A 13,513-nucleotide genomic window follows, 5' to 3' on the forward strand; every position below is an offset into this window, starting at 1 on the left:
AATTTGAATTTCTGATTGGACTACCGCATGACCACCGAGCAGCCTCCGGCATATCGCCCTGCCACCACCACCGCCTCCGAGCGCATCCGCGCGCGCCTGATCGCCAGCAACACGCGCTTTCATGCCAACGACAATATCGCCGCCTACATCGAACCCGGTGAGCTGGACCAGCTGCTGGACGAAGTTAGCGGCCATATGCAGAAGGTGCTGGAGAGCCTGGTCATCGACACCGTCAGCGACCATAACACGCAGGATACCGCGCGCCGCGTCGCCAAGATGTACATGAACGAGGTGTTCGGCGGCCGCTACGTCGACATGCCGCCAGTGACCGAATTCCCCAACGCCGCCAACCTGAACGAGTTGATGATCATCGGCCCGATCACGGTGCGCAGCGCGTGCTCGCACCATCTGTGCCCGGTGATCGGCAAGGTCTGGATCGGCGTCATGCCGAACCAGCACTCCAACCTGATCGGCCTGTCCAAATATGCGCGCCTGGCCAGCTGGATCATGAGCCGGCCGCAGATCCAGGAAGAGGCGGTGGTTCAATTGGCCGATCTGCTGCAAGAGAAAATGCAGCCGGACGGCCTGGCCGTTATCATGGAGGCGGACCACTTTTGCATGCAGTGGCGCGGCGTCAAGGACATGGACGCGCGCATGATCAATAGCGTCATGCACGGCTCCTTCCTCAAGGACCCGGCCCTGCGGCGCGAGTTCCTGTCGCTGATCAAACGCTGATATCACGGGAGAATACGAATGCTCGTCCGACTTTTGTACGCCAGCCGCGCGGCCGCAGATACCCAAACGGGCGCGGTCACGGCCATCATGCAGCACTCGCATGCCTACAATCCCAAGCACGGCATCACCGGCGTGCTGTGCCATAGCGACCGCGCCTACCTGCAGGTCATCGAGGGTGGGCGCGACCAGGTCAACCGCCTGTACGGGAAGATTTTGCGCGACACGCGCCATACCGACGTGGTGCTGCTGCATTACGAGGAAATCTGCGAACGCCGCTACTCCGGCTGGACCATGGGGCAGACCAATTTGAACAAGCTCAATCCGGGCACGTTGCTGCGCTACTCGGCGACGGCGGAGTTCGACCCGCATTCGCTGTCGGGGAAAAGCTCCCTGGCGTTGATCGATGAGCTGATGGCTGCGGCGGCGGTATTGGGCCGCGCCTGATGCGCGGACTCGGGCCCGCGACCAACACGAATCGCGGAGACACGTAGGGCGGATTAACGCAGCGTAATCGGCCATCGTCGAGCCGCTGGGGCGCATCGCTGGCCGATTACGGCGTTCCGCCTAATCCGCCCTACGTGTTTTAGAAGCGCTCACAATTCACCTTATTTCCAGCCTTGACGCCAATTGGCGCCGTCGGCCAACTCGCGCCACGGCATCGTTTGCCGGCGGCGCGAATGCACCGCCTCCAGCACGATCTCCTCCACCGCCCCGCCCTCCCGCACCGGCTCGACCAGCTCCACCACCATGAAATGCTTTTCCTTGTTGCTCGGCGTGACCGCCGTCCACTTGCTCAGCCTGAGTTTTTGAGGACTCAAGCGCAGCGCGGGCGCTGGCTTTGTTGTCATGGCATCCATCATCACTCCCCTCGAAGCCGTTTGAACCGCCATTGAACCATTTTTGCGGCACAATCGCAATGCGCACGCTGGACGGAGGATTTTTCTTCCTCTAAGGTGGCCGCATGAACCGCACCAGCAAACCCACACTCAAGCTCATTCTGGGCGACCAACTGAACTGCCAGCACAGCTGGTTCGCCCAAACGCGCGACGACGTGGTCTTCGTGATGATGGAAGTGCGTCAGGAAACCGACTACGTGCTGCACCACGCGCAAAAGATCATCGCCATCTTCGCGGCCATGCGCGATCTGGCGCGGCGGCTGCGGGAGAACGGCCACCGCGTCCACTATCTGACCATCGACGATCCCGGCAACCGTCAATCGCTTCCCGCGAATCTCGATCATCTGATCGCGCACTACGAGGCGGCGGCCTTCCGCTGGCAGGCGCCGGACGAGTACCGGCTGGACCGCCAGCTAGCCGACTACGCCGCCGGCCTGTCCATCCCGTCCACAATGGACGACACCGAGCATTTCTACACCGACCGCGACGAGGCGGCCGCGCTGTTCGAAGGCCACGACAACTGGCTGATGGAACGCTTCTACCGCCACATGCGCCTGCGCCACCAGGTGCTGGTGTCGGAAACAGGCAAGCCCGCCGGCGGCCAATGGAACTTCGACCACGACAACCGCGAAGCCTGGAAAGGCATGCCATGGGAACCGGCGGATCTGCGCGGGCGCCACGACCACAGCGAACTATGGAACACGATACAGGCGGCCGGCGCGCGCAGCTTCGGCGAACCGAACGCCAACGATTTCGGCTGGCCGCTGAACCGCGACGAGGCGCTGGAGCAGTTGGAGCGCTTTGTCAAACACGCCTTGCCGCATTTCGGCCAGTTCCAGGATGCGATGAGTTTCAAGGCTTGGCGCCTGTTCCATTCGCTGCTGTCGTTCGCGATGAACAGCAAGATGCTCGATCCGCGCACGGTGATTGGGCGGGTCGAGGCGGCGTGGCGCGACGGCGCCGTGCCGCTGGCGTCGGCCGAGGGCTACATCCGCCAGATACTGGGCTGGCGGGAATATGTGCGCGGCGTGTATTGGCACCGCATGCCGGGTTACGACCGGCTCAACGCCTTCAACCACACCACGCCACTGCCGCACTGGTTCTGGTCGGGCGAAACACGCATGCGCTGCATGGCGACGGCGATCGGGCAGTCGCTGGAACACGCGCACAGCCACCATATCAACCGGCTGATGGTGATCGGGAATTTCTCGCTGCTGGCGGGGTTGTCGCCTTATGAGCTGCACCAGTGGTATCTGGGCGTGTACATCGACGCTTTCGAGTGGGTCGAGCTGCCCAATACACTGGGCATGAGCCAGTACGCCGACGGCGGCCTGCTCGCCACCAAGCCATACGTTTCAAGCGCGGCATATATAGATCGTATGAGCGACTACTGCAAGGGATGCCACTACGACAAGAAGGCGCGGATCGACGAGAGGGCCTGTCCCTACAACGCGATGTACTGGGATTTCTTCGAGCGCAATCGCAACTCGTTGGGGAAGAACAATCGACTCAACATGGTTTATCTACAGATCAAACGCATGGATAAACCCGCATTGGACGCATTGCAGCAGCAGGCCGCGCGCACGCGCGCCACGCTGGCGGATTTGTGAGAAAACACGTAGGGCGGATTAGCGAAGCGTAATCGGCCATGGATGCGCCGTCGATAACGCATCCATGACCCAGCATCACCTCATTAACGCCGCGCCGTCAACCACTGCGCGGCCGGCAGCGCGGCCGCCGCCACCCTCACCTCGCCGATGTTGCCGAAGAAGCCGTCGGCGCGCGCCCCATCCCACGAGCCGCCGCCCACCACCCATTGCGACGTCGCCGACAACGTCGCCAGGCCGACCACCTTGCTGCTGTTGCGCAGCACCGGCGCGCCTTCCACGTACATCACCGTGTCGTGCGTGACCGGGTCGTTGACGATGGCGATGTGCACCCACGTGCCGGCGATGATCTCGCCCGACCAGCTGGCCAGGCCGCCACGCGCGCCCACCACGTCCGGCACCACTTCCCACTGCACTTCGCGCAGGCTGGAGATGGCGAACAGCAGCGGAGGCGACTCCGGATCGCCGCCGTCGAAGCCGGCCAGGTCGCCGCGCTTGCCGTCGCGCGTCATGATGTTCATCCACGCGTGCCTGGACTTGTCCCACGCCTGGTTGATCTTGACGAAAGCTTCGATCGTGTAACCGGTCTTGGCGAAGGTCTGGGCATTGATCGCGGCCGACGGGTCGGTGACGAAATAGCTCAGGCGCGGCGTGTTCTTGTCGGTGTTGATGAAGCTGACCGAACCCGGCGCCGACGACAGGCGGTGGCGGTCGCTGCTCCAGACGATATCGCCCGCTTCGGCGCCGACGATGCCGCCCTTGTTGAGCGCGTCGCGCGTGAGCGGATTGGCGCCGGTGACGTCGGCGATGCGGGTGCCGGGGGCCACCGCCGCGCCCTCGGCGCCGCCGTAGAAGCGCCAGTGCGCCACGGTCGACGCCACTTTCGGATAATCGTCGGCGTCCTTCGGCGCGACCGGCACGACAACCGCCGGCTCGGTGTAGCCCTTGAGGACCAGCGCCTTGGCCTGGTCGACCAGCGACGACGCCACCGTCGCCTTGCCGGTGCCGAACGTGGCGTTGAAGCGGGCGAAGCGCTTGGCGAAGTTGATGTTGATGGTGAACGCCTCGTTCGGCTCGGTGAGCACGGCGCGGTCGAAAGCGTTGAGGGTGTCGGCCGGTTTCATCGGCACCCACGGCGAGAACGACAGCACCTTGATCTGGTTGTTGGTCAGGTCGAATTCGTACAGGCGCATCAAACCGTTGCCGCCCTGGTAGTCCATCTGGTAGTCGACCACCATTTCCTCGACGGCATTGCCGAAGTTGTTGGTCTTGGTCAGGCGCGCGGCGCCGTGGTGGTGACCATTCAGGGTCATGAAGATCTGATCGTTGTCACGGATCAGTTTTTCCCACAGCATCTTGCCGTAGTCGGTCTCCAGCGGGCTGAGCGCGTCGGCCGCGATGTTCAGCAACTGGTGGTTGACCAGGATCACCGGCAAGGTCGGATTGTCGGCCATGACCTTGCGCGCCCAGGCGATGCCGGCGTCGGAAATGCGCCACGACAGCGACAGCACCATGAACTTCTGTTCCTGGGCGGTGAAGATGTGGTACTCGTGGAAGCCGGTGCTGTCGCGCCCGCCAAAGGTGGCCTGGCGCTGCGCGCGACGGGTGCCGAACCATTGCAGATAAGGCTCGTTGGCCAGCACGCGCTGGGTGTCGGTGCCCTTGGTCTGGTCGCCGGTGTAGTCGAGGTCATTCACGACGTCGTGGTTGCCCGCCAGGATAGAGTACGGCACCTTGTTCACTTCCAGCACCTGCATGGCGCTGTCGGCCACCTTCCACTGCTCCGGCTTGCCGACCTGGTCGACCACGTCGCCCAGGTGGATCAGGAACGGGATGTTCAACGCGGCGGCGTTGCGCGCGACCCAGTTGGTCTGCGCGGCGAACGGCTCGTTGCCGTAGTGGCGCTGGTACTGATTGCTTTCCGACGAGGTTGCGTAGCGCGAATAGAACTGCGTGTCCGGCAGGACGGCCAGGGCGAAGCTGGAGATCTGCGTGCTCGGCGGTACGACGACCGGGCCGGTGCCGCCGCCGTTGCCGGTGCTGCCGACCTCGCTATTGCCGCCGCCGCAGCCCGCCAGCAAGCCGCCGACGGACAGGCCCGACGCCGAGGCCAGACCCATCTTCAGCAAGGTGCGGCGCTGCGGGCGCGGTGCGCTGCCGGATTCGGTGGTGACCAGGGATTTGCTGTTGCCTTGTTCGCTCATGTGACTCGTGCTCAAAAAATAGTGAAGCGCCAAGTCTATTTCCGCAGCGTGACGTGTTCATGACAACATGCAAGTCACTTGCCGATCCAGTCAAGAGATTGAGCAATCATGCGGGTTCCACGCTGATATATTAGAACATCAGAACATAATAAATCAGGAGACGACATGAAATCCCCAGCACATCCGGCGGCCCTGCCGCGACTAAAACCTTTCGCCCGTGCGGGCGCGATGGCGGCCCTCGGCGCATGCTGGATCCATCATGCGTTGGCGCAGACGCCCCCGGCGCAAGCCGAGGCTGGCTTGCAAAGCGTGGTCGTCACCGCCCAGAAACGCCCGCAGTCGATGCAGGACGTGCCGGTCGCGGTCAACACGGTCGACGCGCGCGCCATCGAAAACCAACAAATCGTCGACTTCAGCGACCTGACCCGGGTCGCGCCGTCGATGACATTGAATCAGAATCCGAACAACAGCACCATCGCCCTGCGCGGCATCGGCACCTTTGCCTACAGCATCGGAATCGAATCGGCGGTGTCCGTCATCGTCGACGACGTGCCGGTCATCCAGCAGGCGCAGGCGTTCTCCAACCTGAGCGATATAGAACGCATCGAGGTGCTGCGGGGGCCGCAGGGCACGCTGTTCGGCAAAAACTCATCGGCGGGCGTGATCAACGTCGTTACCAAGCCATCGGCCGAGATTTTGGAGGGGCATGGGCAGATCGCCGTCACCAGCGACCACGAGCGGCGGATCGACGCCGGCGTCTCCGGCCCGCTGGGCGAGCGCCTCGGTTTCCGCCTGAACGCCTACACCGCGCAGCGCGACGGCGAGATCCGCAACCTGACCCACGGCACCGATCTCAACGGCGACCGCGCCAAGGGACTGCGCGCGCGGCTGGACTTCAAGGGCGCGGACGGGCTGGAAGGCAAGCTCATCGCCGACTACAACACCCGCCGGGTCGAGGGACCGGTGACCACGCTGCGCGCGGTGCCGCCTGGCGCCAGCCAGCAAAACGTGGCGCCGCTGGCCCCGGCCCTCTCTGGTGTAACACCAGGACCGGAGAACCGCGATGTACGCATGGACGATCCCGGCTACGCGGACAACCGCAACGCCAGCGTCAGCGGCACGCTGAGCTGGAAGCGCGACCTGCACACCTTGACCTCGGTGACCACCTGGCAGGACTGGAAGTATGAATTCCTCGCCGACTACGACGGCAGCGAAACCGATCTGGTCGGCGCCCTCACGCGCGGCGCCAGCCACGGCGGCGTCACGCAAGGCGGCCCCTACCGCTCGAAGATGCTGACGCAGGAGCTGCGCCTCACCTCCAACGGCGACGGCCGGTTCAACTATCTCGGCGGCTTGTACTTCTCCGATTCGGACAACGACCGCGCCTTCACCCGCGCGCCGACCTTGTCGCCGGCGCGCTGGGAGGCCAGCGCCGGCAACCGCACGCTGGCCGCCTTCACGCAGGCGGACTACAAGCTCACGCCGTCCACGCGCCTCAACGCCGGCTTGCGCTACAACCGCGAAACCATCGACGTCGATTTCACCAATCGCGTACCGGCCACGCCGACCCACTTCACCGGCAAGAACACCGACAGCGTCGTCACCGGCAAGCTGGCGCTGCAGCATGACGTGGCCAAAAACGTCATGGTGTACGGCTCTTACGCCACCGGCTACAAGGGCGCGGGCTACGACATCTCCACCGGCTTCGACCAGTCAAGGGTACGCCTGCCGGTCGCGCCGGAAACCTCGAAGGCTTACGAGATCGGCCTGAAAAGCCGATTCCTGCAAAACCGCCTGCAAGTGAACGCCACCGCCTTCCACACCGATTACGACGATTTCCAAGCGCAGTCCAACCGCATCGATCCGGTCACCAACCTGACGCAAAACGCCGTCATGAACGTCGGCGCGCTACGCACGCGCGGCGTGGAACTGGAACTGGCCGGCAAGCCGATCAACACGCTGCTGCTGGAAGGCTCGCTCGCCTGGGTCGACGCCATTGTCAAGGAATTCCCGCTGGCGAACTGCTATCCGGGCCAGACGCTGGCCGAGGGCTGCCGGCAAGTGGGCACCGCGTCGGTGCAGGACCTGGCAGGCAAGCGCCTGGCCAACGCGCCGAAGCTCAAGATCGGCCTGGGCGCGACCTACAACTTCCCGCTGTTCGACAGTTACAACGGCATCGCCAATATCAACTATCAGCACCAGTCGGCGGTCAACTTCGACCTGGGCAACAATCCACTGACGGTGCAGAAAAGCTATGGCGTCGTCAACGGCAGCATCGCGCTGAACGACGCGGCGCGCGGTTTCAAGGTCACCTTGTACGTCAACAACATGTTCGACAAAAGCTATGCGACCTTCATCGGCGACAACTTCAACTTTTATCGCGGCGCGCACGTGATGACGCAAACCCTGCCGCGCAACTCGCAGCGCTACGTGGGGGTGCGCGTCAAATACGAATTCTGAGCTTGACGGGGCTGGGCCAAGGATCGGCGCTTAGGAAGCGGGCAAGATCTGCAGCGTCTTTTTCACCAATCACTTGGCGATGACCGAGCTGCGCCCCCTCGATCCTCGCTGACTGGTCCAGAAATTCCAGTGCAACATCCATGCTAGGCTTATCGCCAAAACAAATGACATCGATGCCAGTCATGCGGATAGAAGATCAACCTTCCGCATCGAAGTCAGAAAACGATGGCCTTTCAGACCATACACAAGCATTCGTGCGACGACCAGTTTCCGCACAACGTCTATTCCGAGCGAACGTGCCGGAACTTGAACCAAGTCTCGTAGGACACTTTCGATCGCTGAAGCAAATGAGGCAGTTCCGTAGTTAGCTGAAATGCGCGAGCAAAAAGTCCACTAAGCTCGAAGCCCTTATGTCTGCCTGCGTATCACCAAACCGGCCCACCTCATCTTCGTTGACATGATCTTATCGGTGGGGCGTGGCGACTGCGCTAGCCTCGTTCCAACCGTCCATTCACCGACTTTGTCGGTGTGATTAGTATCGCTTCGCTCAAAAATCTCACCTGTTTTGGTATTCCGATACTACAGACTTGGGGTTGGGGTTGCGTTCGACCTGACTAACGGCGAAGCGCGGCGGCAAGCGGAGGCGCGGGTGCCGCAGCGCGCCCTGTGCACCTGACCGGCTTGCGCTTTCACCCTGACTGACGGCAGCGCGCGGCCGTGGGCGCCGCAGGCGCGCACGCCGTGACGCTGACCACTTGATGCGCCCTCAAGGCGCACATGACGGCCTGGCAGCCGCGCAGGGGCGCAAGACATAACGCCTCGTTCCGCGAACCCGCAGGGCGCGCAGCGGTCGCCCCAGCAAGTGGAGCGCAGCGCAACGACTGGGGGGACCGCTGCGGAATGCGGCGTTATGTTAAAGTAAAGCGCGCGCAACGCGCGCGATTTACCCCGGAGGCTGTGCCTTTGCTCGGGTTGACCGGCTGACGGCGCAGCGCGGCGGCAAGCGGTGCGACGCACCGCGCGCCCCGTGGCCCGCGAACGAACCAAGCGTGGTCGTTACCGTCCGCGCAGCGGCTGGCGGGATTGCGCAGCGACTGGTCAGGTCGTCCGCCCATCTACAGCCGAGGCCGTGTCGGAATGCCGGACCGGCCTCATTGCACGTCGTATCGCCATCGCCCCGTGACTGCTTCGCCCGACGCCATACTCTTCATCCGCTTACTTCAATCCCTTTAGAAGCAAATTAAATTCGACAAAATTTTTAGCAGTAGCCAACTCCGCACGAGCCATTTCCACATTGAATATTCCTGGCAGACTTACCAAATCATTTGACCACCAATCTCGTGGGGCATCATAAAATTGAAATAGATGCAACCCACCCTCGAGAGCATAGTGTCTTTTGGCAATTCCCTGCAAGGCTGAAAGCGGAATATTATGTCGATCAATCAATCGTCGTCCCAACTTCACCTGACGAGCGATCGTGCATTTCGACACGCCTAGCACTAGTTCACTCTACCTGCTCGCCGCGTTCATTGGTTCCGTAATCAGGGAATTCCTGCACGATGCCCTGTAGTGGATCACCTGGCGATCTGCACAAATGGTCTTGGAATCCGCTGCTTTCCGAACCTAATCTGGCCACCCGACCACAACAAAAACCTCTCCATTCTCTTCATCAACTATGACTCGAGCTCCTTCATGATTTTCACCAAAATCTTGACGAATTTTTGCTGACCAACACTCCGCAATATTTTTCGCCAACAGTTTCATTTGTTCATCCGGCAAATCGTCAAAAATTCCCGATATTTCTAGAAGATTCATCCAGAACTGAGCTTGTTTTTTAGACCGACCTCCGCTTATAAAGTTTTCGTATCTCTCATTGCTATATAAATCAGAAATATAGATTAACCCGTTCATCTCAACCAACTGTGGCCACATTAGCTTCCCGAACCAGATCAAAAAATCGCCAGATAAATTCGCCGTTTTATGAACCGCGTGTACGTAATCGTAGCCCCCGACATTTCTACCAGGGTTAGCATTGCAAAACTCTGAAAAGCCAAAAATATTTCTATCAGTCATTTTAATTCCCCGGAATCTCATCACTTGTTGCAGGACGCACTCGACCTTTATCAATGAAAATCTGACCATCCGGCGTTTCATTAACGCCCGCTTCTTTTACGTTTGGCCTAGGAATACCCCCGTGATCTTGCCCCGAACCACGATATTGCTTCCATGAACCGTTCTCAAAATACGTTGTATATTGACCGTCTGCTCCAGGGCGCTCGATGATACTGTGGGGCCGCCCCTGAGCTTCTTTTAACGGTGCAGGTGGTTTACCTCTTCCCTTTGCAACCAAATCCTTTAATGAACGCGCTGTCAGCGCAAATACTAGAGTATTTGCAACTTTTGTTTCTGCAGAGTTGTCTGGTCGCGTGAAGTTATTGTCGACTAAGTTGACGGCCCATCCCCATCCATAAATACCTCGGTTGTTGTCCGCGAACGTTGTCATGGCTTGACGATAACCTTGCACAACCACTTTCGGGATATCTAGTTGTCCGAGCGCAGTACCATCGGTTGGCGCGGCTGTCTTCGAACCGACAACCCCATTTGCTTGGTTGTTTGTCGAATCAGTACGCACCTTCGGATTCACAACCTGTTGACCGTTGGTGTCTATTTTGGGGGCATCAACTTCCTTCTTCCTCTTTATCTCCGCGCCGTATCCCAGCGGCAAACTGAAGGGTAGGCTAATACAAACAGGAATCCGAGATCCCGTAATGCCCATGCAAACCGTTTCGAAGCCCGTTGGGTCCGTGAAATTCGTCGGGTTGTTCAGAACATACGAGTAACGATTATAGCTTTGCCCATTGGTGGGATCCTGCAGTATCGGGTCGGCCGACATGAAGCGCCCCACCAGCGGATCATACACCCGGCCATTCATGTGCACGAGGTCGAGCGCGTCGAGCATCTCGTGGCCGGTGAAGCCCCGGTTGTCCGTCTTGCCGTCGAGCGCGTCGGGCGTGCCGCTGTCGGCCCGGTTGCGCCGCTTGCCCCACGGATCGTAGGCCAGCGCTTCGCGCAAATTGCCGTCCACGTCCGACAGCGCCGTCACGCTGCCCAGGCGGTCCTTGTGCATCCAGTTGAGCTCCGGCGCCGCCACGCCAGGCCGGTCGATCTCCACGCCCAGGCCGAACGGCCAGTACGTCTTGACCGTGGTTTCCCCGGCCTTGGTCTCGACCTCCTGCGCGCCGGCATAGATCAGCATGCCGTCATTGCGCGTTTGCCGCGTGCGCTGCAGCTCGGGGCCGTAGGCGAAGGCGGCCGTATCGGTGCCGCGGGCGATCGTCAGCGGCATGTCGAAGCTGCTCCAGGTGACGACTCGGCCGGCGCCGCGCAACAGGTTGCCGTTGTCGTCGTACTCGAACGTGCCGGGGATGCCGGCGATGCTCAGCACCGCGTGCGGCAGTCGCGTCGACTTGCCGTCGCCCAAATAGGTGTAGACGCCCAGGTCCTGCTTGTAGGTGATGTTGCCCCCCGCGTCGTAACGGAATTCGCGCTGGCCGCCGTCGATCGTGTTGAAGCGCAAACGACCCAGCTCGTCGTATTGGAACCCTTCCGTCAGACGCGCGTCGCCCCAGACCTGGGTGCGCAGCGTGACGCTGCCCAGCTTGTCGTAGTCGTAGCCCTCGGACCAGCGAAGCGTCTTGTCGGCCTTTTGCAGGCTAAGGCTCTTCACACGGCCCGAACCCGGGTCGAACGCCTGTTGCGACACCAGTCCGTTGCCCAGCAGCTGCGATGTCACCCGCTGCGCCGCGTCCTGCGCCGTGACCGTCCACAGCACCAGCGGGCCGCGCTCGACGCGCTGCAAATAACCGAATTGGTTGTAGCGCAGGTCAAAGATCTTCTCGGCGCCGCCTTCGCGCTGGTAGGTCTGCGTCACCGGCCGGCTCCAGCTGTCGTACACGGTGCCGGCGCGGAACACCACCAGGTTGATCGTTTGCTTCGTCTCTACGGGCAGACCCAGCGCATTGTAGGCGTGCAACCGCCGGTAGGTCTTGCTGGCGGGCGGGCCGGTGTAGGCCTCCACCAGCTGGCCGCAACTAACGGTGGTTTTACAATCGGCCCCGGCCTGGGCGTCGTAGATCCAACGCGCATCCAGGTTGCCCTCCACGCGCGCCACGAGGCGGCCGAGCGAGTCGTAGTCCATGCGCGTGAACTGGCTGTTTTTGGCCTGCTCCTTACTCGTCTGTTTGCGCACCTGGCCGAGCGCGTCGACCGTGTACAGCACGCGGCCGAGATCGGGATCGTTGAGCTCGATCTTGCGCCCCAGGTCGTCGTACCGGACCCCGATTGCATTCCCCAGCGGATCGAGGGTTTGCACCAGGTTGCCGGCCGCGTCGTAGGCGAAGCCGGTCTTGCCGTTGAGCGCATCGGTCACCGAGACCGTGCGGCCCAGTATGTCGCGCCGCTCCACGCGCTGGTGGGTCTTGGCGTTCCTGTGCGTGATGGTGAGGCCGGCGTAAGTGGTCGAGGTGACCTCGGCAATCCCATCGCCATACTTGGTGGTGGCTTTCACTCGCCCCAGCTCGTCATATTCATAGCTGGCGTCCAGCACGGCCGAGGCGTCGTAGGACGGCTGGTCGGCCTCCTTCAGACGGCCCAGGGTGTCGTAGCGCTTGCCGGCGAAGATGGGCCTGCCGTCAAAGCCCCAGGTGCGGGCACCGACCTCGTGGCCGACGCTGTCGGCGTACATGACCTGCGGCGCGGCCGTGCGCGAGGCGCCGTTGTATTGCTCGATCACCGTCGCGCTTGTCGCGTAGCCCGGACAAGTGCCATCGCATTGTTTGCGGTACTGGCGCTTCTCGTTCTTGTCAGGACGCGTCTCCACCTGGATGCTGCCGAAACCGTCCACGAGCCAGGTGGTGACCAGTCCGTTGGTGTCGATCAGCCGGGTACGCGCCCCGGTGCCGGCGTCGAAAGCGAATGTCTGCGTTTGCGTCAACGCGTTCGTGGCACTTTCCACATACCGGCCACGGCTGTCATATTTCATCGTCTCCGACTTGGAAACGTCCAGGACGCAGATAGGATCGTGCCACGTGACCTTGCGCGAGGTAACCAGACCGAACACATTGCCGGCGCGGCCGTATTCCGTGGTCAACTTCATCAATTTGCTCGTGTCGCCGGATTGGATCGTCTCCGACTTCAATTGGCCGGTGGTCTCGTAGGTGTAGTCGACGGTGCGCGTGATACTGCTGGCGTTCGAGCTTTGCCATTTATTGACGCTGCTGTTACGCAGCAGGCTGATCGGCCGATACACTTCCCACCGGATCGACGTCGGATTCAGGACACCAGATGCACCGGCATAGCGGCCTGAAATTCGTGACTCCGGCGCAGCGTCATAACGACCGCGACACAGCGATTCTAGCGCACCGCGAACAGGTCTATCGCGAGGCCAGGAATCGCAATCCTTGGCGCCGATCGAGGCAAACGAAGATCAAGATCAGCACCGTCAGCAACACGACACGCCGCACTTCGAGACGCTGATCGCCCCCGTCCAACACCCGCCGCGACATTTACGCCGACAAGGACTACATTGACGGGGAGCGCGAAGCGCGGCTCA

9 protein-coding genes are annotated in these 13,513 nt (G+C 61.5%); 4 read left to right on the forward strand and 5 right to left on the reverse strand.

The features are described from left to right. Nucleotides 1-27: 27 nt before the first annotated feature. Nucleotides 28-735 (forward strand): GTP cyclohydrolase I, encoded by a 708-nt coding sequence (locus NHH88_19405; protein ID USX11864.1) that lies wholly within the window; start codon nt 28-30, stop codon nt 733-735. Between the two features lie 18 nt (nt 736-753). Next, complete coding sequence (locus NHH88_19410) at nt 754-1,179, forward strand: BLUF domain-containing protein (GenBank protein USX11865.1); 426 nt, start codon at nt 754-756, stop codon at nt 1,177-1,179. Nucleotides 1,180-1,340: 161 nt separating this feature from the next. On the opposite strand, the gene NHH88_19415 is transcribed toward NHH88_19410, so the two are convergent. Continuing rightward, nucleotides 1,341-1,583 carry a TIGR02450 family Trp-rich protein gene (locus tag NHH88_19415; protein USX11866.1) on the reverse strand — a complete coding sequence of 81 codons (243 nt, stop codon included), beginning with the start codon at nt 1,581-1,583 and terminating at the stop codon, nt 1,341-1,343. Nucleotides 1,584-1,696: 113 nt separating this feature from the next. Between NHH88_19415 and NHH88_19420 the strand changes: the two genes are divergently transcribed. Then, nucleotides 1,697-3,241, forward strand: coding sequence for a cryptochrome/photolyase family protein (locus tag NHH88_19420; protein USX11867.1), 1,545 nt, complete (start codon nt 1,697-1,699; stop codon nt 3,239-3,241). An 83-nt stretch (nt 3,242-3,324) separates the two neighbouring features. On the opposite strand, the gene NHH88_19425 is transcribed toward NHH88_19420, so the two are convergent. Then, nucleotides 3,325-5,442: a metallophosphoesterase gene (locus NHH88_19425; GenBank protein USX11868.1), complete on the reverse strand. Its 2,118-nt coding sequence runs from the start codon at nt 5,440-5,442 to the stop codon at nt 3,325-3,327. Between the two features lie 165 nt (nt 5,443-5,607). On the opposite strand from NHH88_19425, the gene NHH88_19430 reads away from it, so the two are divergent. Further along, a complete protein-coding gene (locus NHH88_19430) occupies nt 5,608-7,902 on the forward strand; it encodes a TonB-dependent receptor (GenBank protein ID USX11869.1) in 2,295 nt (764 codons plus the stop codon). Here NHH88_19430 and NHH88_19435 read toward each other — a convergent pair. The 3 genes from NHH88_19435 to NHH88_19445 all read right to left on the reverse strand — a co-directional run bounded on the left by NHH88_19435 (nt 7,886) and on the right by NHH88_19445 (nt 13,210). After that, the gene (locus tag NHH88_19435) at nt 7,886-8,086 is read right to left on the reverse strand and encodes a hypothetical protein (protein USX11870.1); all 201 of its coding nucleotides are present in this window, start codon (nt 8,084-8,086) and stop codon (nt 7,886-7,888) included. The genes NHH88_19430 and NHH88_19435 overlap by 17 nt on opposite strands. 1,439 nt (nt 8,087-9,525) lie before the next feature. After that, nucleotides 9,526-9,975: a hypothetical protein gene (locus tag NHH88_19440; protein USX11871.1), complete on the reverse strand. Its 450-nt coding sequence runs from the start codon at nt 9,973-9,975 to the stop codon at nt 9,526-9,528. A 1-nt stretch (nt 9,976) separates the two neighbouring features. Continuing rightward, nucleotides 9,977-13,210 carry a polymorphic toxin type 24 domain-containing protein gene (locus NHH88_19445; GenBank protein ID USX11872.1) on the reverse strand — a complete coding sequence of 1,078 codons (3,234 nt, stop codon included), beginning with the start codon at nt 13,208-13,210 and terminating at the stop codon, nt 9,977-9,979. Nucleotides 13,211-13,513: the final 303 nt, after the last annotated feature.

The sequence above is a fragment of the Oxalobacteraceae bacterium OTU3CAMAD1 genome, from assembly GCA_024123915.1.
Classification (GTDB): Bacteria; Pseudomonadota; Gammaproteobacteria; order Burkholderiales; family Burkholderiaceae_D; genus Rugamonas.

What these genes read in the sequence shown, in the direction of transcription:
- NHH88_19405 (USX11864.1), top strand. Translation starts at nt 28, where the DNA reads ATGACCACCGAGCAGCCTCCGGCATATCGCCCTGCCACCACCACCGCC.
- NHH88_19410 (USX11865.1), top strand. Translation starts at nt 754, where the DNA reads ATGCTCGTCCGACTTTTGTACGCCAGCCGCGCGGCCGCAGATACCCAA.
- NHH88_19415 (USX11866.1), bottom strand. Translation starts at nt 1,583, where the DNA reads ATGACAACAAAGCCAGCGCCCGCGCTGCGCTTGAGTCCTCAAAAACTC.
- NHH88_19420 (USX11867.1), top strand. Translation starts at nt 1,697, where the DNA reads ATGAACCGCACCAGCAAACCCACACTCAAGCTCATTCTGGGCGACCAA.
- NHH88_19425 (USX11868.1), bottom strand. Translation starts at nt 5,442, where the DNA reads ATGAGCGAACAAGGCAACAGCAAATCCCTGGTCACCACCGAATCCGGC.
- NHH88_19430 (USX11869.1), top strand. Translation starts at nt 5,608, where the DNA reads ATGAAATCCCCAGCACATCCGGCGGCCCTGCCGCGACTAAAACCTTTC.
- NHH88_19435 (USX11870.1), bottom strand. Translation starts at nt 8,086, where the DNA reads ATGACTGGCATCGATGTCATTTGTTTTGGCGATAAGCCTAGCATGGAT.
- NHH88_19440 (USX11871.1), bottom strand. Translation starts at nt 9,975, where the DNA reads ATGACTGATAGAAATATTTTTGGCTTTTCAGAGTTTTGCAATGCTAAC.